Annotated in this window: 22 protein-coding genes; 8 read left to right on the top strand and 14 right to left on the bottom strand. The window is 44.2% G+C overall.

Annotated elements, in window-relative coordinates; translation table 11 throughout:
* Window positions 1–33: 33 nt before the first annotated feature.
* Window positions 34–1,443, bottom strand: a complete 1,410-nt coding sequence (locus tag MKX35_RS27080) for an aminotransferase-like domain-containing protein (RefSeq protein ID WP_076299201.1) — start codon at window positions 1,441–1,443, stop codon at window positions 34–36.
* Window positions 1,444–1,604: 161 nt separating this feature from the next.
* Between MKX35_RS27080 and MKX35_RS27075 the strand changes: the two genes are divergently transcribed.
* The 4 genes from MKX35_RS27075 (at window position 1,605) to glpX (ending at window position 5,193) form a co-directional block, all read left to right on the top strand.
* A complete protein-coding gene (locus tag MKX35_RS27075; RefSeq protein ID WP_076299200.1) occupies window positions 1,605–2,537 on the top strand; it encodes a DMT family transporter in 933 nt (310 codons plus the stop codon).
* Window positions 2,538–2,679: 142 nt separating this feature from the next.
* Complete coding sequence (locus MKX35_RS27070) at window positions 2,680–3,336, top strand: helix-turn-helix transcriptional regulator (protein WP_042185371.1); 657 nt, start codon at window positions 2,680–2,682, stop codon at window positions 3,334–3,336.
* Between the two features lie 12 nt (window positions 3,337–3,348).
* Window positions 3,349–4,155 (top strand): pyruvate, water dikinase regulatory protein, encoded by an 807-nt coding sequence (locus MKX35_RS27065; RefSeq protein ID WP_076299199.1) that lies wholly within the window; start codon window positions 3,349–3,351, stop codon window positions 4,153–4,155.
* 42 nt (window positions 4,156–4,197) lie between these two features.
* The gene (glpX, locus tag MKX35_RS27060; protein WP_076283979.1) at window positions 4,198–5,193 is read left to right on the top strand and encodes a class II fructose-bisphosphatase; all 996 of its coding nucleotides are present in this window, start codon (window positions 4,198–4,200) and stop codon (window positions 5,191–5,193) included.
* Between the two features lie 84 nt (window positions 5,194–5,277).
* Here the strand turns inward: glpX and MKX35_RS27055 are convergent, their stop codons facing one another.
* On the bottom strand, window positions 5,278–5,946 hold the full coding sequence (locus MKX35_RS27055; RefSeq protein WP_076299198.1) for a general stress protein: 669 nt from the start codon (window positions 5,944–5,946) through the stop codon (window positions 5,278–5,280).
* 202 nt (window positions 5,947–6,148) lie between these two features.
* Between MKX35_RS27055 and MKX35_RS27050 the strand changes: the two genes are divergently transcribed.
* Window positions 6,149–6,997 (top strand): AraC family transcriptional regulator, encoded by an 849-nt coding sequence (locus tag MKX35_RS27050; protein ID WP_076299197.1) that lies wholly within the window; start codon window positions 6,149–6,151, stop codon window positions 6,995–6,997.
* Window positions 6,998–7,091: 94 nt separating this feature from the next.
* Window positions 7,092–8,081: an aldo/keto reductase gene (locus MKX35_RS27045; RefSeq protein WP_060621685.1), complete on the top strand. Its 990-nt coding sequence runs from the start codon at window positions 7,092–7,094 to the stop codon at window positions 8,079–8,081.
* A gap of 329 nt (window positions 8,082–8,410) precedes the next feature.
* Here MKX35_RS27045 and MKX35_RS27040 read toward each other — a convergent pair whose 3' ends face one another.
* The 7 genes from MKX35_RS27040 to MKX35_RS27010 form a co-directional block, all read right to left on the bottom strand.
* Window positions 8,411–9,313 (bottom strand): stalk domain-containing protein, encoded by a 903-nt coding sequence (locus MKX35_RS27040; RefSeq protein ID WP_076299195.1) that lies wholly within the window; start codon window positions 9,311–9,313, stop codon window positions 8,411–8,413.
* Between the two features lie 352 nt (window positions 9,314–9,665).
* Entirely contained in the window at window positions 9,666–9,956 is a 291-nt protein-coding gene (locus MKX35_RS27035; RefSeq protein ID WP_143759390.1) for a hypothetical protein, read from the bottom strand.
* Window positions 9,957–10,002: 46 nt separating this feature from the next.
* Complete coding sequence (locus tag MKX35_RS27030; RefSeq protein ID WP_076299193.1) at window positions 10,003–10,734, bottom strand: ZIP family metal transporter; 732 nt, start codon at window positions 10,732–10,734, stop codon at window positions 10,003–10,005.
* Window positions 10,735–10,902: 168 nt separating this feature from the next.
* A complete protein-coding gene (phnE, locus tag MKX35_RS27025) occupies window positions 10,903–11,706 on the bottom strand; it encodes a phosphonate ABC transporter, permease protein PhnE (protein ID WP_042185360.1) in 804 nt (267 codons plus the stop codon).
* Entirely contained in the window at window positions 11,703–12,494 is a 792-nt protein-coding gene (gene phnE / locus MKX35_RS27020; RefSeq protein ID WP_042185358.1) for a phosphonate ABC transporter, permease protein PhnE, read from the bottom strand. The genes phnE (MKX35_RS27025) and phnE (MKX35_RS27020) overlap by 4 nt, the downstream gene beginning before the upstream one ends.
* Before the next feature lies 1 nt (window position 12,495).
* Complete coding sequence (phnC, locus tag MKX35_RS27015) at window positions 12,496–13,278, bottom strand: phosphonate ABC transporter ATP-binding protein (protein ID WP_076283974.1); 783 nt, start codon at window positions 13,276–13,278, stop codon at window positions 12,496–12,498.
* 129 nt (window positions 13,279–13,407) lie between these two features.
* Entirely contained in the window at window positions 13,408–14,385 is a 978-nt protein-coding gene (locus tag MKX35_RS27010) for a phosphate/phosphite/phosphonate ABC transporter substrate-binding protein (RefSeq protein ID WP_076283973.1), read from the bottom strand.
* Between the two features lie 172 nt (window positions 14,386–14,557).
* Here MKX35_RS27010 and MKX35_RS27005 point away from each other — a divergent pair, with 172 nt between their 5' ends.
* Window positions 14,558–16,138, top strand: a complete 1,581-nt coding sequence (locus MKX35_RS27005) for a bifunctional metallophosphatase/5'-nucleotidase (RefSeq protein WP_076299192.1) — start codon at window positions 14,558–14,560, stop codon at window positions 16,136–16,138.
* Here MKX35_RS27005 and MKX35_RS27000 read toward each other — a convergent pair.
* The 3 genes from MKX35_RS27000 to MKX35_RS26990 form a co-directional block, all read right to left on the bottom strand.
* Window positions 16,135–17,904 carry a M3 family oligoendopeptidase gene (locus tag MKX35_RS27000; protein ID WP_076299191.1) on the bottom strand — a complete coding sequence of 590 codons (1,770 nt, stop codon included), beginning with the start codon at window positions 17,902–17,904 and terminating at the stop codon, window positions 16,135–16,137. The genes MKX35_RS27005 and MKX35_RS27000 overlap by 4 nt on opposite strands.
* A gap of 387 nt (window positions 17,905–18,291) precedes the next feature.
* Window positions 18,292–19,503: an MFS transporter gene (locus MKX35_RS26995; protein ID WP_076299190.1), complete on the bottom strand. Its 1,212-nt coding sequence runs from the start codon at window positions 19,501–19,503 to the stop codon at window positions 18,292–18,294.
* An 11-nt stretch (window positions 19,504–19,514) separates the two neighbouring features.
* Complete coding sequence (locus MKX35_RS26990; RefSeq protein ID WP_042185346.1) at window positions 19,515–19,967, bottom strand: MarR family winged helix-turn-helix transcriptional regulator; 453 nt, start codon at window positions 19,965–19,967, stop codon at window positions 19,515–19,517.
* 280 nt (window positions 19,968–20,247) lie between these two features.
* On the opposite strand from MKX35_RS26990, the gene MKX35_RS26985 reads away from it, so the two are divergent.
* Complete coding sequence (locus MKX35_RS26985; protein WP_042124617.1) at window positions 20,248–20,787, top strand: NADPH-dependent FMN reductase; 540 nt, start codon at window positions 20,248–20,250, stop codon at window positions 20,785–20,787.
* A 197-nt stretch (window positions 20,788–20,984) separates the two neighbouring features.
* Here MKX35_RS26985 and MKX35_RS26980 read toward each other — a convergent pair whose 3' ends face one another.
* Window positions 20,985–21,953 carry an alpha/beta hydrolase gene (locus tag MKX35_RS26980; protein ID WP_076299189.1) on the bottom strand — a complete coding sequence of 323 codons (969 nt, stop codon included), beginning with the start codon at window positions 21,951–21,953 and terminating at the stop codon, window positions 20,985–20,987.
* Between the two features lie 39 nt (window positions 21,954–21,992).
* Window positions 21,993–23,045 carry an LLM class flavin-dependent oxidoreductase gene (locus MKX35_RS26975; RefSeq protein ID WP_076299188.1) on the bottom strand — a complete coding sequence of 351 codons (1,053 nt, stop codon included), beginning with the start codon at window positions 23,043–23,045 and terminating at the stop codon, window positions 21,993–21,995.
* Between the last annotated feature and the right edge of the window lie 38 nt (window positions 23,046–23,083).

Below are 23,083 nucleotides of genomic sequence, written 5' to 3'. Positions count from 1 at the left end.
TCTTCATTAGTTCCTCATGTCTACTGTACCTACTCATAACCCCCGCGCAATTGCAATCATCCGCTGAATCCCCTCACGTAGCACCCCTTCGCTTGCAAAAGAGTAACTTATTCGAATCCTCGACCTCATCTCACCAAGCGGATCAAACAACTCTCCTGGCACAAAAGCAATCGACTGGGCCATACTTGAGGCAAACAGTCGATCCGCCGAAAGATGGTCCGGCAGCTTCACCCATAAATTCAAGCCCCCTTGCGGAGGCGTCCACTCCCACCCAGTCCCAGCCAGCTCCTCCTCTACAATCTCCTTATGCACCTGAAGTGCAATGCGTAGCTTACCGAGATGCTGTTGCAAACGTGATGACGTGTAGTAATGTAGGAATATCTTCTGGTTAAGCAGCGGAGTACCATTGTCCGCGAGTGATTTGGCCGTGATCAAGCGCTCCATAAACGGATAGCGACAAGCCACCGCACAGATCCGTAAGCCTGGGGCTACATATTTACTGAAACTGCTAATATAGATCACCCAACCTTCGGTATCGTAAGCAAAAAAGGGCGGCGGGGGCTCCTCTTCAAAATACATATCGCGGAACGGATCATCTTCGACTAACAGACAGCGATAACGCTCGGCAAGCTCGACCAACAGTTTACGTTGCTGCGCTGGCACCGTATATCCAGTTGGGTTATGATGAGTCGGATTGATATAGAACATGCGCGGTCTATGCTTTTTCATCAGCGCTTCAACTTCCTCCAAGTCGTAGCCCATCGGAGTGATCTCCACCGGAACCAGCCTTGCCCCCTCCCGGCGAAAAATATCCATGGCCACACTGTAGGTCGGTCGCTCCACAAGCACCGTGTCCATAGGCCCGAGCACAATTCGTGATATCAGATTGATCGCCTGCTGCGCACCTGAAGTAATAAGCAGCTCTTCCGAGGATAACTGTAGCCGATTCTTCTTCCGAAAATGACGACTAAGCGTCTCCCGTAACTCCTCATCTCCCTGAACCGAAGAGTACGTCCCCATGACCTTGGGATATAAATCGAACACTTTTTTGACATAGTCGGATAGAAAAAGATTTGGCAAAAGACCTGGATCAATCAGCGCCTGTGAGAACTGATACTTAGCAGGCATTCTCTGTATATCCGAAAGAGGATTAGTGAGCGCATAGGCAGTCACTGCTGCTCCTTTTTCTACAATAGGAACCAAGCTAACAGGCGATACGTAATAACCTGATTTATCTTTTACATAAACTTTTCCATCCTCTGTCAGCATTCTATACGCTTTGAATACTGTCAGTCGATGTACCTGTAATTCCTCCGCTAGCAGCCGTATAGAAGGAAGCTTATCATGTGCCCCCCACTCCCCTCGCTCCATGCGATTCACTAGAAATTCATATACCTGCCGAAACAAGGGATGATTATTCTCCACGCTCGCTGACTTTTTCACCTCACTGCAACTCCTCTCCGAACAACTCCTATTTACAGTATTGTACACGATTTTCGAAGTCATCTGTTCTACTCAACATCATCTGTTCTGTGTTCTCCCCTATATGATTAACGAACTGATTCAAGGATCGTTATATACACACACTAAAGGGGACTTTCAAAATGATCTTATTCGCTTATGCACTTGTATGTCTGATCTTCGGTACGACCTTTCTAGCTATCAAAATCGGTGTGGATGCCGGTGCGCCGCCCTTCTTTTCAGCAGGCTTGCGATTTTTTGTTGCAGGCGCTGTTCTATTTCTATGGATGGTCTGGAAACGAAAGGCTAGCTTCTCCCTGCTCCTACGTAAAGAAATGCTCTTCACCGGATCTGCGTTAACCTTTGGCACCTTTGCAGGTCTCTACTGGGCTGAACAATATGTATCTTCCGGGTTAGCAGCTGTACTCTCTGCCACGGGTCCGATCATGATTCTGTTGCTCCAAACTTCTATTCTTCGTCAAAAAGCACCTGCCATCTCCCTATATGGTTGTATCATCGGGTTGACTGGCGTACTGCTGCTCGTTCTTCCTAATCTTGTCGTTGATATTTCACCGTTATGGCTCATCGGCTGCGCAGCTGTCCTCATTGGGGAATGCTGTTACGCAGTAGGTGCGATTTATTCTAAAAAAGTAATCAACAGTATGCCTGAGGTCTCTCCAATCGCACTTAATGCAGCCCAAATGATGTATGGTGGAGTGCTGTTATTCATTCTTTCCTTAGCCACCGAAAATGTACATCCTGAGTTTCTCCTCTCTTACGAGACCGCAGGTTCACTGCTCTATCTAATCGTAATCGGCTCGATGGTCGGTCATTCGTTGTTCTACTGGCTCGTCGCTAAGACAAATCCTGTGTTTCCTTCTACCTGGCTCTATATCTCTCCACCGATTGCCGTAGGGGTTGGCTTTTTCTTTTATAATGAAGCCGTGAATTGGGTTACGATCCTCGGTGTATTCACTATCATTGCTGGGACCATCCTGGTCAATGCTGATGCCTTGAAACAATTAATGTTAAAGCGTAGGGTCCGTACATCTGCGTCAAAAAAAATGAATATATGACGTACTATATATTGCATTTATGACCACTATTGCGTATTATATAACCAAGTTAAATTAAAAACATCTATATATGACTCATATATGAAAGGAGGATTCGCTTAACGGCGCTTCTTTTCTAAAGAGGAATGCCTTTTTATCTGAAGTGGAGGGAATTGCGATCGAACTGACATCACGTCAACTAGAAATCATTGATATTGTGAACAAAAGAGCTCCGATTACCGGCGAACAGATTGCCGAATGTCTGAATTTAACACGGCCAACGATTCGCTCCGATCTCTCTGTTCTGGTTATGCTCAAATATATCGATGCTAAACCTAAAGTCGGTTACTTCCCGGGACTCAAATCATCTAATCGTCTGGGAAGCAATTATTTGTTGCAGGAGACAAAGGTAAAAGAGATTCAAAGTGTACCTATTATTATCCGTGAGACTACTACGGTTCAAGATGCCGTAGTTACGCTATTTCTACAGGATGTTGGCACCCTTATTATTTGTGACGAAGAGGGCAAGCTCACCGGTGTTGCTTCACGTAAGGATTTCCTGAAAGTAACCCTTGGCAATCCGGGTGCTGTATCCATGCCCGTAAGCATGGTCATGACACGCCAGCCCAAAGTAGTCACAACTTCACCAGATGAGACGGTGCTTGATGCCGCACATAAAATGATTTTTCACGAGGTAGATAGTTTACCGGTAGTTGTTCCCAGCGCCACAGAAGACAATGGTACGAAACTGGATGTCATAGGACGCTTGACGAAAACTGCTATCGTAAAACTTCTCCTCGAACTAGAAGCCAAAGGATAACAGGAGGAATTCATGAGCATCGAGCAATCTTCCAACCTAATAACGATCTGCTCAGATTCTATAGGAGATACGGCGGAAGCTGTCGTGCAGGCCGTCATTCATCAATTCCAGAATCAGCAGATCACCATCAAAAGATACGGGAACATTAGACATGAAGATGAGCTCCGGAAGCTTATGGAAGAAGCCGCGCAGCATAAAGGTTTTGTCGTCTATACGCTGGTGCAGCCGGAGCTAAGAGAGATGATTAAAGAAGAGGCTGTACGGCTTGACCTTCGTATCGTCGATATCATGGGCCCAATGATGCAAGCTTTCATTGATACGTTTGACGACGCTCCTCAGCAGCGACCGGGTTTATTGCACCAGCTTGATGAGAACTACTTCCGCCGTATGGAGGCTATCGAATTCACAGTTGCCTGTGATGATGGCCGCGATCTCGGCGCTATGCTGAAGGCCGATATCGTTCTACTAGGGATGTCCCGTACTTCAAAAACACCACTTAGTATCTTTTTGGCCCATCGGGGGAAAAAGGTCGTTAACTATCCGATTATTCCAGAAATTGCTCCTCCGCAAGAGCTGCTAAGCTTGCCGTCGAACCGACTGATCGGACTAACCATGAAGCCGGATTATATGCTGAAGATTCGCTCCGAGCGGCTGAAGGCGCTTGGGTTACCGACTGGCTCCCAATATGCAAGTCTGGAGCGGATTACAGAGGAGATGGAATATGCCTCTTCTCTGTTCAATAAGCTAGGCTGTCCTGTAATCGATATTACCGACAAAGCTATAGAAGAAACCGCTGGTATTATTATGGGTTATATCTAACATTCAGATTAAAATTTATGGGATGTACTGGAGGGAATTAGAATGGATCGCGAACTGGCTCTTGAGATTGTACGGGTAACTGAACTAGGTGCATTATCCTCAGCTCGCTGGATCGGGCGGGGAGATAAAAATGCGGCAGATGATGCAGCCACGACTGCCATCCGCTCCATGTTTGATTCCGTCTCCATCGACGGAACGGTCGTCATTGGTGAAGGAGAGATGGATGATGCTCCAATGCTCTATATTGGCGAGAAAGTCGGGAATCAAAAGGGTCCTTCTGTCGATGTAGCCGTCGATCCTCTGGAAGGCACTGAAGTGGTGGCCTGTGGTCTTCACAATGCCCAATCCGTGATTGCCATAGCAGATAAGGGCAGCCTGCTGCATGCTCCAGACATTTATATGGAGAAACTCGCTTGCGGTCCTGAGCTTGCCGGGAAGCTTAGTCTTGAAGACCCTGTGGAGGTCACTCTCCAGAAAGCATGCCTCTTCAGTGGCAAGTCCCTCTCCGAGCTAACTGTAATGGTACTTGACCGCAAACGGCATGAGCAGCTCATTCATAGTCTTCGAGAAGCGGGTGTACGGATTAAGCTACTCGGTCACGGCGATGTGGCTGGCGCTATTGCGGCAGCCCTGCCGGATAGCGATGTCGATTTGTACATGGGCTCGGGCGGAGCACCTGAAGGCGTCCTTGCAGCTGCCGCACTGAAATGTCTTGGTGGAGAAATGCAGGGCCGTTTGCTTCCCGATGGACCTCTTGAGCAGCAGCGCTGTGTCCGTATGGGAATTTCTAATCCTACGCGAGTGTTATACATGGAGGACATGGTTGGCACAGGCGACGTACTCTTTGCCGCCACTGGCGTAACCTCAGGTGAATTTCTGAACGGTGTCCGTTTTATCGGCAAAGAGCGCGCTGAGACGCATTCGGTCATCATGCGGGCACAGAGTCGAACAATCCGCTACATCCGTAGCATTCATTTCCTGCCTGGCAAAGAAATACCGGATGGACTAACCGTTAGACAGAATGTTGCCTCTCTATAGCATTACACAAAAAAACAGGCTATCTCACCAGCTCACCCTTGGCTAGTGAAATAGTCTGTTTTTTACTAAATATCTTTTCATCTCTTATTTATTTCTAATGCGCTCACTAGCTAAGGTATCCATGGCATCCATGGTTCCGGTAGCTTGAGCCAAATTTCTCGCCTCTTGTTGATCAGCGGCTCTGAGCGCATCGCTTTCCTTTACACTGCCATCATAATTTCGATTTTCAGCTGTATTCATATTCGCAATATCCTCAAAACGGTCTGCATTCAGACTATTATGCTGTACGAAGATCCGCTTCACTTCTTCCTCTTTCTGCTCGCCCTCCACATCCACCATTACAAGAATATGGCCTTCATCTACGTAGTTATCGTAACGCTTGGCTTCCTCTTCAGGAATGCCAAGTCCAATAAGACCGCCAACTAATCCACCGCTGCCTGCACCTATTGCCGCTCCAGCAAGTGTTGCCGCAAGCGGTCCGGCTGCAATGATCGGCCCGATGCCTGGAATAGCCAAAGCGCCTATCCCCATCAAGAGCCCAGTTAATCCACCCAGCAGACCACCCGTAGCTGCACCAGTAGCTATTCCTTCCGGCGCTTGCGTCCCTGATTCATCTCTAAGCGTATCCGCACTCTCTGAATTTCTCGCGATAATCGATATGTCCTCTGTTCTGCAGCCTTGACGTTTCAACTCTTCAATTGCCCTCGAAGCTTCGTATTCGGCAGCAAAGACACCCACTATTCTCTTATTCATCTCCATTACCTCCTAATGATCGAAGTTAGCTCATACTTTCAGCTTCATAGCTTACTTAACCAAACTGAGCTGGGATAAACTTCTATCACAGAATTCGCAAACCATTCCAAGTAATGTTCCCACTAAAATATGCTGTATAATAAAAGAAAGCGGGCATAATCACCCTTAGTTAACTCTATAAAAGAAAGAGACTGAAGCATTCATGGCGATATTTAATTATAATTCTGAGCGTCCCTTCAGAGGTAATCCCGATCTGCATCTCCATTACTGGGGGCGGGAGCAGTGTCTACCCGGGCATTTTTTCGGACCCGGAGTTCGTGACGTTTACAAAATACATTTCATTCATGAGGGAACTGGTAAGGTATCTGTAGGTGAACAAACCCATATCCTGCAAGCGGGACAAGCTTTTCTTACCTACCCTCATATCGTTACTTCTTATGCAGCGGACCTGACCAATCCTTGGATCTATTCCTGGGTAGCCTTTACCGGAGAACAGGTATCATATATTTTATCCAAAACCTCCTTGACCCCTGAGCAGCCAATCTTCCCGATGGATAAACAGCTTATGCCTAATCTCTACGAACGCCTGACAGAAGCAGCCGACAATTCAGATTGTCTTGACCTGCCGCTAAAAGCGATCATGTATGAGTTTTTCTCCCTCTTGCTACAAGCGGTGCCAGCTGTTCCGGATGTACTTCCTTTACCGCGTCAAAAGAGTATTTACGTCGAGCAAAGTCTCCACTTTTTGCATACACATTATTGTGAGAACATTTCGGTGGAAATGCTGTCTTCTTCTCTCAAGCTGGATCGCAAATATTTATCTTCCTTGTTTAAACGGACCATTGGTATGCCACCGCAGCAGTATTTATTAAATTACCGAATCGCTAAAGCATGCGAGCTTCTGACAGAAACCCTTTGTACTATCGGTGAGATCTCGCGTTCTGTCGGCTATCAGGACCCCTTACTCTTTTCGCGAATGTTCAAGAAGGTGAAAGGTTGTTCTCCAAAAGAATACCGTATCCGTCATCTCGAAAATGACATTGTGCTATAAACTTCTTCCTTGCTGACATACGTTTGTCCGGGATCTTTCGCTACAATAAGGACGTAACGTAATCAGAAATAAGTCTTTTTAGGAGGAAATAATGATGTATAACGCAAGCGCTACCAGATATGACAATATGAAATATAACCGCACTGGAAAAAGCGGTCTACTCCTTCCGGCGATCTCGCTAGGACTTTGGCATAACTTTGGCGGAAACGACTTATTCGAGAATGGTCGCGCCATGGCAAGAAGAGCTTTCGATCTTGGAATCACTCATTTTGATCTCGCTAATAACTACGGTCCCCCAGCTGGCTCCGCAGAAGAAAGCTTTGGTCAAATCCTTAAGAAGGATCTTGCTCCTTATCGTGATGAAATGGTCATCTCTACTAAGGCTGGATATTATATGTGGGCCGGTCCATATGGCGAATGGGGCTCCAAGAAATATCTCGTCTCCAGTCTAGACCAAAGCTTGAAACGTATGGGCCTTGATTATGTAGATATTTTCTATCACCACCGTCCAGATCCGAATACACCACTGGAAGAGACTATGGCTGCGCTGGATCTTATTGTACGTCAAGGTAAAGCGCTGTATGTTGGGATTTCGAATTACAACCCTGAACAGACACGCGAAGCGGCACAAATTCTGCGTCGACTTGGAACGCCATGCCTGATTCATCAACCTAACTACTCCATGATGTCCCGCTGGATTGAAGATGGCTTGCAGGATGTATTAGCTGAGGAAGGTATCGGTTCGATTGTGTTCTCCCCACTACAAGGAGGCATTCTGACAGACCGCTATCTAAACGGAATCGCTCCTGATTCTCGCGCTGCTGGACCAAGTGTATTCCTGTCCGAAGATGCCATTACGGAAGAGAAGATCGCTAAAGTTCGCAAACTGAACGAGATTGCTGCTGCACGTGGACAAAAAATGTCTCAGCTAGCGTTGTCTTGGGTACTCCGGGGAGGTAAAGTCACTTCTGCTCTGATCGGCGCAAGTAAGGTGAGCCAGATTGAAGATGCAGTCGCTTCCTTGAATGCACCGGAGCTAAGCGCAGAAGAGCTGGAGCAAATCGAGACGATTTTGCGAGGATAATTACAGATTAAACCATAAAGACGGCCAATGAGGTCAGGCAGCTTAAGCTGCTCTGGCATTTCATTGGCCGTTTTTTTAAACATTTTAGATTAAAGCTTGGAGATCAATTGCACTCATTAGCATGACAACCATTTCCTGACGAGAAATAGCCTTCTCAGGTGCAACTTCTGAGCACAGCATTTATAACAGAGTTCAATTCATGTACTACATTATCTGGCACGTCCGTTTTCTCACCTCATTACAGTATATAAATGAAGCAACTTTAAAGTCAAAATAAAAAGCCTACTCCGAAGAATAGGCTTGATTGAAAGATATTTATGTTCGAGTTCCTAGTCTACGTAGGCTTCTGACAGTATATAAGTGCTACTGTTATAGGTCTCTACATCATATGAAAAATAGACGTAAACAGTACTGAGAGCATTAAAGTCTTTCGGCTGAAAAGAGAAGCTGAAACGTTGGAAGTATTCATTTTTATCACTGATAAGCCCAACCTCAATATCAGAAAGTTTAGCATTCTGTAAAGCCTTTGCAAAGGAATTGAGAGTTGATGCCGAATTCGCTTTTTTTGTGCCTGTTACCAAATCAGAATAATTATTTATAAAGTAGTCATCACCCAAAGAAGTTCCCGAATTCTCACGAGAAGTGGATACATTTTTCGATAAATAAGAGGCGTAGTTGGAAGTATCTCCACTTAATAGGGAATCTCCGTACATTTTAAGAAGAATCACAGCTTGTTCCTTTAATTTGCTAGTCATTTGTGATGTAGTTCCAGAAAGCACCTTGATATCACTAGAAGTCGATGATGTGCTTGTACTTGGAGATGTGACTGGAGTCGATGATGTGCTTATACTTGGAGATGTGACTGGAGTCGATGATGTGCTTGTACTTGGAGATGTGACTGGAGTCGTCGCATCATTATAAGGAATCCCGTTTGCGGAACCACTATCCAGTGAAATCACTTGTGTTGCGCTGTTCAACGACAAGTTGACACCAAGAGCCTCTGCTGTAGAACGTAATGGTAGATAGGTAGTACCGTTGTAGACAAGCGCGGAGAGACTCTTTCCATTACTATCTTTTGGTTGCCATGAATTACCATCAACTTTAAACTTGATATTTGAATTTAAAGCGGCTTGAATCTTTGTGATACCATTTGCTGCTCCCGCTCCAACTACCCCGAACACTAAGCTGCATACTACTAATGAACTGATGAATACGGACTTCTTCACTTGCATAGACATATTACCCCCTAGATGTAATTGATGTATCCCTTAGTATGTAGAACATTAGGTTAACCGTTGGGTTACTAATGGATTATCTCAGTACGATTCTTCTGAACCAAATAACTTTTTCATACCGTTCGCTGAATACCTCCCACAACCTTCTTCAAAAAAGGAGTTCCTGTAGTAGAATGAAAACCGCAGACAATCTTCTCCTCATTAAATATGTATGCAATGGAAATACTTACCTATGGTAAGGCATAATCTAACAAATGACAATGCATTTTTTAATATACACCATGTTATTTTCGACTATCATCCACTTTCTTCAACATACCAATCATTGTGATGAACACCAACACCCCGATCACTCCGACATCCAGTCCAATCCAATCTGCAAATTATGTTGATGTACATATTTACATATACAGAAGGGAATAGAACCGCAAAACCACCACCACCAACATAAGAATAATAAGGATACTGGCAAGAGTAGAGAGACATTGATCGCTTCCAGCGCAGCCGTTACTCCATAGAGCACAGCAGACAACGCCAAAAAGGAACGGGTATAAAAATACCCCGCTCCTATAGCTCCAGCAACGATAAAAATAAGTAAGGTGTAAAAAGGTAGCTTTTCAAGTTTATGTGTTGTCATCATAACTACTCTTGTTCGACAGGATTCACTGGAATCCCTTCTATCCTATTCACCCAAATATCTGCGTGATATACACCATAATCAGTAATCCAAAGATAAACGAATACGTCGAAGGCCGTTCGTAACCATGACCATGACTCTCTGGAATAAGTTCCTTGTAGACGATGAATAGCATAGCCCCGGCGGCAAAAGCAAGACCATAGCCCACTACATTCTGTAGGTAACTCGCCGTAAAATACCCAATAACCGCAGATACCATTTCCATAAGTCCGGTAAGCGTAACGATTCCCAAGGCTTTTAACTTAGTTGTTCTAGAGTTCATCAGAAAGACTGCGAGAATCAATCCTTCAGGCATATTTTGTGCACCAATCGCTATGGCCACGGTGGGACCCAGACTCGCCTGCTCACTGGCATAACTGAATCCCGTACTAAGACCTTCTGGTATATTGTGAATGAACAACGCAATCAAAACGAGCAGCGCCTTGGAATCCATATTGGTATATCCGGGTTTATTCTCCACGTCGATATGCGGGATGTTCTTTTCAATTAAATCAAGCAGTAGAACTCCTGTAATCAGGCCCAAGGTTAATGCGATAATCCCCGATTCTTTAATCGCTTGCGGCATAAGTCCAAATGTAGAAGCCGATACCATTATACCTGCAGTAAAAGCAACGAGAACGTCCTTCCATTTCTCAGATAACCTCTTCACGAACAGGATCGGAAACGCTCCAAGGACCGTAGCCATTGCTGATACAAAGCTGCCAATAAGCGCTGTTTCCAAGCTTTCAACTCCTTTGGTACAAGTTCGGATAGACCAACATATGTTAACACAAAAAGTATTATTACTTCTATATAGCTTTTCCGAATGATACGCTAATCATAAAAGACCCCCATAGGCTCGATTCATACCTAAGGAGGTCTTTGTCTAACATGTAATTATGCGGTTCAGTTACACTAGCTTCTTCCGAATCATGCCGGAAATCAGATCAATAATCGTAATCATCGCAATGATGCCTAGTAGTATAATTCCAACACGGTCCCAATTTCGTGAACTAAGGGCGAAGATTAACGGTGTGCCAATCCCGCCTGCTCCAATCACACCCAGAATCGTAGCTGAGCGAACGTTAATTTCGAATCTGTATAAAGTGTAGGATAGAAAGCCTGGCAATACCTGCGGCACAACAGCAAACCATAACACCTGCATGCGGCTGGCACCAGAAGAGATTAAGGCTTCGAGTGGACCGTTATCAATATTCTCAATCTCATCCGCGAACAATTTGCCGAGCATGCCGACGGAATGCAGTCCTAGAGCCAGTACACCCGCAAATGAACCCGGCCCAACAGCCTTGATGAACAGCAAAGCCATAATGATCTCAGGGAATGTCCGTATAAAGCTTAATATTAGCTTGCCGGAGCCCGAAATCGCCTTTCCCTTGCTCATGTTGACCGCAGCCCAAAAAGCAAAGGGGATACATATGAAGGTCGAGATAAAAGTCCCTAAAATTGAAATAGCTAACGTCTCAAGTAATCCTCGAAGCAGATCCTCCCCATCTGGTAAATAAACGAAGGCCCAGTCAGGAGAGAATATCCCGGCAAAGATGGCCTTAGTAATGATCCCAGCGGTTTCTTTAAATCCATTAAACGGCACTCCCGAAAAAGCCCAGATGTACACTGCCGCTAATGCTACATAAATCAGCCATCGGAAACGATTTTTACGAGGTTTGGGGACTAGGGTATTCCATGATTTACTCATATTAATTTCTCCCGCAGCTTAGTGCTTACATAATCAATAATCAAGACTACTGCTAATGTGAACAAAATGATGGTGCAAGTCTTATCGTATTCTAAAAAGCCTAATGTCACTTCATAGTAATGGCCGATTCCACCCGCGCCTACCAAACCTAAAACTGCTGCAGCACGGACATTAATCTCAAAGGCATACAGCACATAAGACATGAAATGAGCCTGTACCTGCGGAATGACGCCGAACATAATTCGTTGAGTCTTATTCGCTCCGACCGAAGTCATTGCTTCCAAAGGTCCCTGTTCAATCGTCTCCAACGATTCATAGGTAAGCTTGGCGATCAGCCCTAGCGAAAATACCGTCAAAGCAAATATTCCCGGAAGCGCACCGAGGCCAAAAATGGCGACAAAAATAGAAGCCAGCAGTAGATCGGGAATTGTACGGATCAAATTCAGCAGCATACGTACCGGATAATGAAGCCATCGGCTTTGCGTAATATTGCTTGCACACAGCAAGGCAATGGGAACCGCCAGAATGGCACCAAACGTTGTACCGACCAATGCCATCCGGATCGTTTCCAGCATCGCATCTATAATATTGTCAAAATACCCCCAGTTTGGAGGGAACATTTCCTTAAGCAGATCCAGCATATTTGGCAGACCGGAGATCAGCTCTCCAATGGATGAATCGGTCAAGACCGCACTTCTCCACAGTAATACTACTAATATAATGGCTGTAAAATAATGCTTTATCTTCCTTGGCGGTTTGGGATGTAGCTTCTCTGCATTCACACTCATATCACATGCCTCCGCTTACAGGCTCACCTAACAACTCATCCTGATGAATCGGTCTGCCGTAAATCTCAGCAAATTTCTCATCGGTTGCCTCGGATACAGGACCATCGAAGACCACTTCTCCTGCCCGGAGCCCAATAATCCGAGTGGCATATTCTCTAGCGAGGTCGATAAAATGCAAATTGACGATGGTCGTAATCCCAAGCTCCATATTAATCTTTTTCAAATCATCCATAACCTGCTTGGTCGTCAGTGGATCCAGTGAAGCGACAGGTTCATCTGCAAGGATAATTTGCGCCTCCTGCGCAAGAACACGAGCAATAGCCACGCGCTGCTGCTGACCTCCAGATAGTTGATCTGCACGTGTGTAGGCCTTCTCAGCAATATTGACCCGATCGAGAGACTCAAAGGCTAAATCAATATCCTTCTGTGGGAATTTGCCAATTATCGTCCGTATTGTGGAATGATAGCCGACCCGCCCTGCCAATACATTACGAAGCACAGTCGTACGTTTCACCAAGTTGAAGCTTTGGAAGATCATTCCGATATTTCTACGGATCATTCGGAGCTGGCTCCCCTTTGCCTTCGTGATGGATTTCCCATTTATAAGAATATCGCCTTCTGAAATATCATGAAGTCGGTTAATGGAACGTAGCAGGGTTGACTTTCCAGCACCCGAAAGACCAACAATAGCTACAAATTCTCCAGCTGGAATAGTCAGGTTAATGTTGTTTAAGCCTTTGGTTCCGTTTAGATACGTCTTGGACACATTACGAAGCTCTATCATGAAAATCATTCCTTTTTGTGTTTTCGTATATTCGTATAAAAGAGATAGCCAGTCCGGGGGGGAATCCGGAGCTGGCTATCCTTAGTTCCTGTTATACACCAACATCGTTGTATCCTTGAACGGCCTGAACTACTCTGTTTTTACTTTATTGTTGTATTCACGAACAATGTCAAAGTTGCTATCTTGTGACTTCACATAACCTTCATGCGAGTAAATATCTTTGATAATCTCATGTCCTTCTTTGTCAGCAGCGATATCAATAAACGCCTGCTGAATCTTCTCAATCCATTCCTTATTCATATCTGAACGGACCGAAATCGTGTCGTTAGGGATTTTATCAGTAAAGGCGAGAACACGAGTATCTTCAAATACTTTCGGATAATCCTTAACGACTATATTACGTGCATCCTGGAAAATAGCTGCGGCATCTACATCACCGTTCAGTACAGCAAGTACGCCTTGGTCATGTCCCTTAACCGTGATAGCTTGTACATCCTTCAACGGATCAAGTCCTGCATCCATTAGTGTTGCAGCCGGCCATACAAAACCTGCTGAGGATGTAACGTTTTGATAAGCGATTTTTTTGCCTTTCAAATCGGCAACGGATTGGATCGCAGAATCTTTCTTAACGATAATCATAGATTTATAGAAGTCAGCCAATTCATCTGTCGGAGCACCCGTTTCATCATTTACACCAAAACGTTGAGCTTGAAGAATAACTTCAGCAGCTCCTTTTTCTTTTGCCAATACGTAAGCTGTTGGAGGAAGGAAACCTAAATCTACTTTTTTGGAAGCCATAGCTTCGATAACAGTGTTGTAATCAGTAGAGACACTTACTTCTACAGGAATACCGAGTTTATCACCCAGTAATTTTTCAAGAGGTTTCGCCTTAGCTTCGAGCGTATCCGCATTTTGAGAAGGGACAAATTGTACTGTGAGCTTCTCTGGAACATAACCCTCTGCTACAGGAGCTGCCGTTTCCTTCGGTGCATTTGCTCCATCCGTCGATCCTTGGTTTGCAGTATTGGTAGTATTGTTAGCACCACAACCACTAAGCAAAGTAATAGACATCATTAGCGGCAATACGAATTTACTTATTTTTCTCAAACGAAAGACCTCCACTGTTCTCTTTTTTTTAGTACTTCTAGACTATAAATATTTTGTATTAAATCTAAGGCCTCTAACTATTAAATATATGTAAAATTTATTTTAATCTCTTAAAATTTCCAAATTATCTGATAGAATGAGGTCTGAACTTATTATCCGTAGGAGGCTACCCATGAATAAAGACAACACCTTAACCTGCGAAATCCTCATAACAAGTGATCTACATGGGCATTTAGGGCCCATTGATTACCGCACGGGTGAGAAACGACAAAAAGGCTTAGCAACCATTGCTAGCCTTATTAAACAAGAAAGATCCCATTGTCCAGAGCTAATACTTCTCGATAACGGTGATCTTATTCAAGGTACACCGCTAGCTTATTATGCAGCCACACAGTACAGTGACGAACTAAATCCAGGCATAGCTGCATTGAATGAATTGAAATATGACGCTGCAATTATTGGTAACCATGAATTTAATTTTGGTAAGCCACTACTTAATAAAGCCATTCAGGATTCCAAATTCCCTTGGTTATCTGCTGGAATTATAAATCGCGCGACATGTAAACCTGCATTTGGTAGACCCTATATCATCAAATGGGTAGACAAAAAAATCAAAGTAGCCATTCTAGGAGTTACCACACATTACATTCCCCACTGGGAGAATCCTGTCCATATAGAAGGACTTCAATTTAAGGATTCGTTAGAGACTGTTAAGCTTTGGTGTGCCACTATTAGAGAAGAAGAACAGCCCGATTTACTCGTTGTAGCTTATCATGGCGGGTTCGAGCGCGACCTCCTTAGTGGTGAACCTGTAGAGAGACTAACTGGAGAGAATCAAGCCTATGCAATGTGCACAGAGGTTGAAGGCTTAGATGTATTAATTACCGGACATCAGCATCGCTTCATAGCTAGTGAGCTAAATGGTGTGACGATCATACAGCCTGGTTGTAATGGACATTCCCTCGGTAAGATTTCAGTAGTCTTTCAAAAAGAAAACGAACGTTGGAAGATTAAGAGTAAACAAGCGGAACTCCTTGCTGTAGACGACAAGACCGCTGTAGATGATACAATTCTAGAGCTTAGCAGCACGCTTGAATCAGAAACAGAAGCCTGGTTGGATGAGAGAATAGGTACAGTTATCGGTGACCTTTCTATTTCTAGTGCAGATGAATGCCGATTGGCTGACCATCCCTTTATAGAATTTGTAAATAAGGTACAAATGGAAGCTACAGGTGTAGAGATCTCGACAGCAGCTTTACTCAGCAACGATTGCAAGGGCTTCAGTAACACCATTACTCGGAGAGATATTCTTTCCAACTTCATTTATCCAAACACGCTAACTGTGCTAAGACTGACCGGACAAGATATAAAAGAGGCACTGGAACAAACCGCCAACTATTTTCAAAAGGATCTAGAGGGAAATGTAATTGTTAACCCTGCTTATGTAGAACCTAAATCGCAACATTACAATTATGATATGTGGGAAGGCATCCACTACGAGCTTCATGTCAATAAACCTGTAGGCAAAAGAGTCCTCCATCTGCTGCATCGTGGGCAGCCTGTGGAGGACTCTAAGGAATATGATGTTGTTATGAACAACTATAGAGCAAGCGGCGGTGGAGATTATGAGATGTATAAGGGCAAGCCGATTGTCAAAGAAGTACTGATCGACATGTCTGAAATTGTCACGAATTACATTGAAAAACGCGGCCAAATTGAAGCTACCTGTGATCACAACTGGAGAGTTGTTTAGGTCGTACTGATGAATGCCTCAATATCGGTTTCAATCAGCATTAAAGCACCTCTCCAAAAATCAATGGAGTGTACATCAATATCCATAAACTTTGCTACATCTGCAATATTATGCTTGCTGGTAGCACTAAGGAACTGACGATACCGAGCGACGAACTCCTCGCCCTTTTTTAAATATTCTGCGTAGAGTCCTTTAGCGAATAACAGTCCGAAAGAATACGGGAAGTTCATAAATTCATAACCAGCCATAAAATATCCGGCCTTGTTCATCCACATGTAAGGATGGATCGTATCAGGATCAATGCTCTCACCGTAAGCTTCCACCATACAAGCAATCATCAATTCGTTCAGCTCTTGAACTGGAAGCGGACCCGAGGTTCTTCTCTCATATAGTTTAAGCTCAAATAAATAACGGGCATAGAAGTCTACAAGATAATACCCAGCATCAGAAATACTTCTCTCCAATAGAAGCTGCGCTTCCTTCTTGGTCGAACTAGTGAGTAGTGCCTGATTTATGATCGTCTCGCAAAAGATCGAAGCCGTTTCGGCAATCGGTATCGGATAATCTGTGTTCAGCATCGTTTCTTCTCCCAGACAGGAGCTATGATATGCATGACCGAGCTCATGGGCAAGAATACTAATATCTATAGCATTTCCAGTGAACTGTGTCATGATTCTGCTCTCGCCTATCGGAAAAATATCAATGCAGAGCCCATATCCACCCTTACCCGCTCTAGGTTCTGCATCAATCCATTGCTGATCAAAAGCCTTTTGAGCTAAATTGGCCAATTCCTTGCTATACGTTCCGAAGCTAGAGACAATTGTTTTTTGAGCATCTTCGTAAGAGATTTTTACACTTTCTTCGCCAATTGGTGCAAAAATATCGTAAAAAGGCAGCTTTGTGGAATGTCCCAGCAGTTCGGCTTTCTTTTGATAATAGGTATGAAAAGCTGGCAAACTCTCCTGAAGAGCGGCGAGCATTGCCGATAAAGTTTCACTGTCCATTCGCGATGCCACTAACACCTTTTCCAGAGAAGATTGATATCCACGCATGCCATAAATCGTTAGCGCCTCACCACTTATTCCATTCATGCAAGCTGCACAAACCCCAGCAATACGACTGCAAGCTTCAGCCTCGGCTTCATAAGCCGCTTTTCTTAATTTAGCGTTATTCTCATAGGCCATACTCCTTAGTTCCGCAAGCGTTACTTTCTTAGTTTCCCCATGTACTACCACATCTGCAAGTGTACTCGATACGCTCTCCATGTAGAGCCTTCCCCACGCTTTGGAACCCGTGCTCTGCATTCTGGCAATCGCAACTTCCACTTCCTCATTTAACACATAACGGGATTGCAGAAGAAGCTCCTTTAAATAAAATTGATGTTTCAGAAGATAAGTTGAGCTAACGATAAGCTCATCTATGTGTTCACAAGTGCTAATCCATCGTTTAAAACCCGCAACTACCCCAGCAATCTCTGAGCTCAAATGTTCAATATCATCAGCAAGATTCATGGCTTCCTCAGAACTGCTGTCTGCGCTAAGCGTTAACTCTGCATAGGCTAATAAACATACATATACGCTTTTATAATCGTTGTAGAGTCTTAGAAAGTCCTCGATCGCTGCGACGGAAACACCCTCAAGCTTTAGATTGCCCTCAGCCCAGGCTTTTAAATCTATAATAAGTTGACCGAGTAGCTCACGATCGCCTTTTAACTTCTCTGACTCAAAGGAAGGATATAAGCTATCCAGATTCCATGTCATATTCATTTGTGAACCTCTCCTCTACTTCTTTGGCCATCCCTGATTTCTTCATTATACCGTCCTTAGTGGATAAAATCTGTATACTACCTATGTTTTCGGGATGGCGCAAGAACATAAAAAAAAGGACCCTGCCAACGTATGGCAGGGTCAAGGTCTATATTATAAGGGGGTTATGTGATTACTATAACCCTCTTAGCTTAAAAGAATATGAATAGTAGATAAAGATTGGCTTAATCTACAGATCTCTGTCCTCTTCATCAACAAAAAAAGGACCCTGCCAACGTCCGGCAGGGTCAAGGTCTATATTTAAGGGGGTTATGTGATTACTATAACCCCCTTAGCTTAAAACGATATGAATAGTACCTAAAGATTAGCTTAATCTGAAATCATCCCTTATTGGCTTAAAGCTGAAGGGTTATTTCTGGCCTTAGTAATCTGAATCCCAATATATATCATAAGGAACAGCACCATGAACCCAGCAGAATAACGATACATCATCCCATAATCGGATGCCGCCGAGATTGCCCCAAGAATAATGGCCCCACTGGCTACCCCTAAATCTGTTGAGTTATAAAACATACTGTTCGCCATGCCATACTGTGCAGGTGTAGACGTCCGAAGCATCCATGCCTGTATAGTTGGCTGAATAGCTCCAAAGCCGAGTCCATAGAGCAATGCGGATATAATGAGCATGGGCATGGATGTTGTATACGAGAGCACTGTTAAGCTCGCGACGACACAAACCGCTGCTGGAATCAGAACAGCAGCCGGACCTCTTTTATCAAATAATCTGCCGGAGATAGGTCTAATAATAATGATTGTTATCGCGTTAAATAAAAAGAACAAACCCACTTGCTCTAAATGTACCGCTTCGCCGAACAAAGCGATAAAGCTAAGCAATCCACCATAAGTGATCGCGAGTAAGACATTCAGTATTGCAGGCAATACTAACTTTGTATTAAAAGGAACCTTGATTGGTTTGGATGGTGCAATGGATCGCTCAATAGGCTGTTTTTTCGGTACAGCTGGAAGTGAACGTGAGAACAATAGGACTGGAAAGGCAAGAAGCAAGGTGAATGTTCCGATCATCGCCAGTGTTCCGAACCCCGATTGCTTCATTACGTTCAAACCAATCATAGGACCAATGGACATTGCAAGACTGGTTGATAAGCCGAAATAGCCGATCCCTTCGCCCATTCTTTTGCTAGGAATAATCTGTGAAACAATCGTGGGAATAATTGTACTGGCTATCCCAAACCCAATGCCATAGCCTACCCGCATCAGCAATAGTGACCCGATTGAGTCTGCTACCACATAAAGACCGGTTATGGCGGCCGCGATGGCTAAACCAATATATAGTAGTACATTGCGGCTAACCCTCCGCATCAGAAAAGCAGTCATAAAACGTGAAGCAATCGCAGTTAGCGCAAATACACTTGTAACCAAGCTGACCATAATATCTCCGGCTTGAAATTCACTTTTAACATAAGACGGAAATGAAGATAGCAGCATCTGTAAATTCATAAATAAAAATAAAGCACTAAACGTTAAAGCAATAAAAGACTTGGTCCATAGTTTCGTACGTAGTTCTTGTTGTTCTGGCATAACTTACGTTCCTACTCTCCATCATTTATTTGATCAATATGATTGTTTATTCTTAGCAGCAACCCCATGAGCAGCTCATATTCATCACTGGAAATACAGTTCATAATCTCATCTGTGACTTGATCCTCAATAGGAAAGGTCTCCTTAATCAGAGCTCTTCCTTTTTCCGTAATATAAACCTTAAAAGAACGCCGATCATTCTCCCCGGTTCTTTTATAGACCAGTCCTTTTCCCTCCAAGTGATCCAGAATTCGCGTCGTAGTTGGTTTATCCTTACCCGAACGCTTCGCGATATCCTTCTGAATCAGCCCTTCCGTTCTGTCGACTTGAAAAAGCACTGACCATTGCTCAGGTGTTATATCATATTCCTTTAGCCCATTTTGGAATAACGCGCTTAATTTACGATAGGTCGTTCCCATCATAAATCCTAACGTAAGTTCGGATTGGTTATGCTTTGTCGTCATGATCAGACCTCTTCTCATTTCATCTTCTTTTTAATAGTTGCTTAAACAATTATATTCTAGACAACTAAATTTGTAAAGGTGAGACAAAATTATAAACTAACTATTATTAAGTTGCTTGACAAAGTAAACTAAACACGGTATTATTATCTCATGTTAAAGATACTTAACTTAAAGACAACTAGAGCGTAACACGCTTAATATTATTTATTTGAAGGTTGTGTAATTCATGGGATTTCTAGACAAACTATTTGGTAGAACAAAAATCGAGGAGGAACAAACAATGTCTAAATTAAACATCGGAATCATTCTGGGAAGTACTCGTCAAGGTCGTTTAAGCCCACAAGTAGGGGAATGGGTTAAAAAGGTAGCAGATGCACGTGGAGATGCTAATTATGAGATCGTAGATATCGCGGACTTCAAACTTCCACTAATGGGAGAAGTTGATGCTACTGAACAAGCAACTGCTTGGAATACAAAGCTTGCTACGTTAGACGGTTTCGTATTTATCGTTCAAGAATACAACCACAGTATTTCCGCATCACTGAAAAATGCACTCGATTACGCGCGTGAAGCTTGGAACAACAAAGCAGCGGGTATCGTGAGTTATGGTTCTGTAGGTGGCGCTCGTGCAGCTGAGCATTTACGTGGAATCTTGGGAGAACTGTCTGTAGCAGATGTTCGTGTACATCCAGCCCTGTCCCTGTTCACTGATTTCGAGAACGGTTCTGTGTTCAAACCAGCGGATCTTCACCTGACCAATGTAAATGGCATGCTTGATCAAGTATTGGCTTGGAGCGGTGCGCTCAAGACGCTTCGTTAAGATCACCCGCTTTAATATTATGAAATACACCTCTTGGAATAGACATTGATAAACCTATGGTTTGTCCGGTCTATTCTAAGGGTGTATTTTTTGTGTGTGATGAAATGACCACCTTGTATAGAATCTTTTCTCGCATAATCGGCGAGGATTTCAATCTACAACAAGGAGCAATGATCATATGGTTTGTGCTTGCATTCTTAACAGCTCTCGTTTGGGGATGGAGAGTGTTTGGGGTGAAGTGCCCGGGCCATCGCATCCATATAGCTCTGAACGGCGCGCTGACTCACTTCCGCTTCTGGAACGAATATTTCGAAAAGATGAAAACATCCGGGATACAGGTTAAATTCGATATCTACACCTGCTTGCGCAAGTCGTGTTACATATTCGATCGTCTCATCTCGGAATAGATCAAGCTGACCTACACAGGTATAGGTTGGTGGCAGTCCAGCTAAATTCTCCGCTCTCATTGGTACCGCATAGGAAGATATCCTGCTGGTATCGTTCTCCTCGCCCAGGTACATGTTCCAAGCCGTTAAGTTGTCCGTCCGGTTCCAGATTGCACCTTCTTCCGTAATCTCATGGCTTGATGGCGTAATGTTACGGTTGTCGAGCATTGGGTACAACGGCATCTGAAAGATAATGGAGGGTCCACCTTTATCTCGTGCCATCAGCGCAAGTGCTGCTGTCAGCCCGCCGCCACCGCTTGCACCAGCAATCGCAACCCGATTCTCATCAATTCCAAGTGATTCCGCTTCCTCCGTCATCCATACTAAGCCAGCATAACAATCTTCGATTGCAGCTGGATAGGGGTGCTCGGGTGCCAGCCTATAATCAACCGACACGACAACACATCTAGCCGTCTGAACAAAGCGTTCACACAACTCGTCGTCCATATCAGGATGTCCTAACACGTATCCGCCCCCGTGAATCCACAGCATAGCTGGAAGCTTGTCAGCATTTCGCCCAGCAGGTTCATAAATTTTTACCAGTATCTCCCCTGCAACACCCGGAATTTTTCGACTGGTTGTGTTTACATGCTCTGACCTCTTCAGTGACGGAGCCGACACTAAACTTCTGCTCCACTCTAAATTCTCTTCCAATTGAAACCCTGGAAATTGTGAATATGCCTCTCTTAATTCTGGTAGTATACGTTTATCGATACTCATGAAAATCCTCCAATACAATAATGATTGCTTGTATAATTCCTATTCCTTCTCAGCTTCCCACTTGGCAATTTCCTCTCGTACTCGTGGTGCAACCTCCGTTCCGAGCAGTTCTATAGCCCGCAACACCTGCTCATGTGGCATCGTGCTTAGTGGAACATACATCATAAAGCGTGTAATACCTACATGCTTCCGTAGATGAATGATCTTCTGAGCAACTGTTTCTGGATCTCCAACGTACAATGCGCCATCAAAGCTTCGGGCCGCATCATAGCTGGAACGGTCATAATACGACCATCCTCGTTCTTTCCCGAGCTTGTTCATGCCGTACTGGGTAGATGGAAAAAAGATATCTGCTGCCCGTTCCGTATCTTCTGCGACGAATCCAATCGAATGAGATCCCACCTGAAGCTGCGATACATCATGTCCAGCGCGGGCCGCCGCCTTCTTGTACAGCTCTACAAGCGGAGCAAAATTCATTGGATTCCCACCAATGATCGCCAACATCAATGGCAGACCCAAAAGTCCTGCACGAACGGCAGAGCTTTGCGTACCTCCGCTGCCAATCCATATTGGTAAAGAGCTTTGGACGGGCCGCGGGTATACGCCCAAATTATGAATTGCTGGCCGATGGCCTCCCTTCCAAGTTACTTTCTCGGAACTCCGTATTTTCATAAGCAGTTCGATATTTTCATTAAATAGCTCATCATAGTCATGTAAGCCATAACCAAACAACGGAAAGGATTCAACGAATGAACCCCGGCCCGCTATAATCTCGGCTCGTCCATTGGAGATGCCATCAAGCATAGCGAAATCCTGAAACACACGTACAGGATCGGCAGATGAAAGGACCGTCACAGCACTAGTCAGGCGAATCCGTTTAGTTAAGGACGCAGCAGCGGACAACACGATTGCTGGTGAAGAAGCTGCATAATCTTCACGATGATGCTCACCAATACCAAAAACATCAAGTCCCACCTGATCCGCAAGGACGATTTCTTCAACTACTTCTCGTAATCGCTGTGCATGACTCATCACAATTCCAGTCTCAATATCAGGCTTTGTTTCTACGAACGAAGTAACACCTATTTCCATGATTTATCACACCTCTTTTTATTTTTCTCCTGCACTAC

This window comes from Paenibacillus sp. FSL R5-0923 (assembly GCF_038009145.1).
Lineage (GTDB): Bacteria > Bacillota > Bacilli > Paenibacillales > Paenibacillaceae > Paenibacillus_AQ.
This window is presented reverse-complemented; position numbering and strand designations above follow the sequence as displayed.

Excerpts from the sequence above, each read along its gene's own strand:
- MKX35_RS27075 (WP_076299200.1), top strand. The coding sequence starts at position 1,605 with ATGATCTTATTCGCTTATGCACTTGTATGTCTGATCTTCGGTACGACC.
- MKX35_RS27065 (WP_076299199.1), top strand. The coding sequence starts at position 3,349 with ATGAGCATCGAGCAATCTTCCAACCTAATAACGATCTGCTCAGATTCT.
- glpX (WP_076283979.1), top strand. The coding sequence starts at position 4,198 with ATGGATCGCGAACTGGCTCTTGAGATTGTACGGGTAACTGAACTAGGT.
- MKX35_RS27055 (WP_076299198.1), bottom strand. The coding sequence starts at position 5,946 with ATGAATAAGAGAATAGTGGGTGTCTTTGCTGCCGAATACGAAGCTTCG.
- MKX35_RS27050 (WP_076299197.1), top strand. The coding sequence starts at position 6,149 with ATGGCGATATTTAATTATAATTCTGAGCGTCCCTTCAGAGGTAATCCC.
- MKX35_RS27045 (WP_060621685.1), top strand. The coding sequence starts at position 7,092 with ATGTATAACGCAAGCGCTACCAGATATGACAATATGAAATATAACCGC.
- MKX35_RS27040 (WP_076299195.1), bottom strand. The coding sequence starts at position 9,313 with ATGCAAGTGAAGAAGTCCGTATTCATCAGTTCATTAGTAGTATGCAGC.
- MKX35_RS27035 (WP_143759390.1), bottom strand. The coding sequence starts at position 9,956 with ATGATGACAACACATAAACTTGAAAAGCTACCTTTTTACACCTTACTT.
- phnE (WP_042185360.1), bottom strand. The coding sequence starts at position 11,706 with ATGAGTAAATCATGGAATACCCTAGTCCCCAAACCTCGTAAAAATCGT.
- phnE (WP_042185358.1), bottom strand. The coding sequence starts at position 12,494 with ATGAGTGTGAATGCAGAGAAGCTACATCCCAAACCGCCAAGGAAGATA.
- phnC (WP_076283974.1), bottom strand. The coding sequence starts at position 13,278 with ATGATAGAGCTTCGTAATGTGTCCAAGACGTATCTAAACGGAACCAAA.
- MKX35_RS27005 (WP_076299192.1), top strand. The coding sequence starts at position 14,558 with ATGAATAAAGACAACACCTTAACCTGCGAAATCCTCATAACAAGTGAT.
- MKX35_RS27000 (WP_076299191.1), bottom strand. The coding sequence starts at position 17,904 with ATGAATATGACATGGAATCTGGATAGCTTATATCCTTCCTTTGAGTCA.
- MKX35_RS26995 (WP_076299190.1), bottom strand. The coding sequence starts at position 19,503 with ATGCCAGAACAACAAGAACTACGTACGAAACTATGGACCAAGTCTTTT.
- MKX35_RS26990 (WP_042185346.1), bottom strand. The coding sequence starts at position 19,967 with ATGACGACAAAGCATAACCAATCCGAACTTACGTTAGGATTTATGATG.
- MKX35_RS26985 (WP_042124617.1), top strand. The coding sequence starts at position 20,248 with ATGTCTAAATTAAACATCGGAATCATTCTGGGAAGTACTCGTCAAGGT.
- MKX35_RS26980 (WP_076299189.1), bottom strand. The coding sequence starts at position 21,953 with ATGAGTATCGATAAACGTATACTACCAGAATTAAGAGAGGCATATTCA.
- MKX35_RS26975 (WP_076299188.1), bottom strand. The coding sequence starts at position 23,045 with ATGGAAATAGGTGTTACTTCGTTCGTAGAAACAAAGCCTGATATTGAG.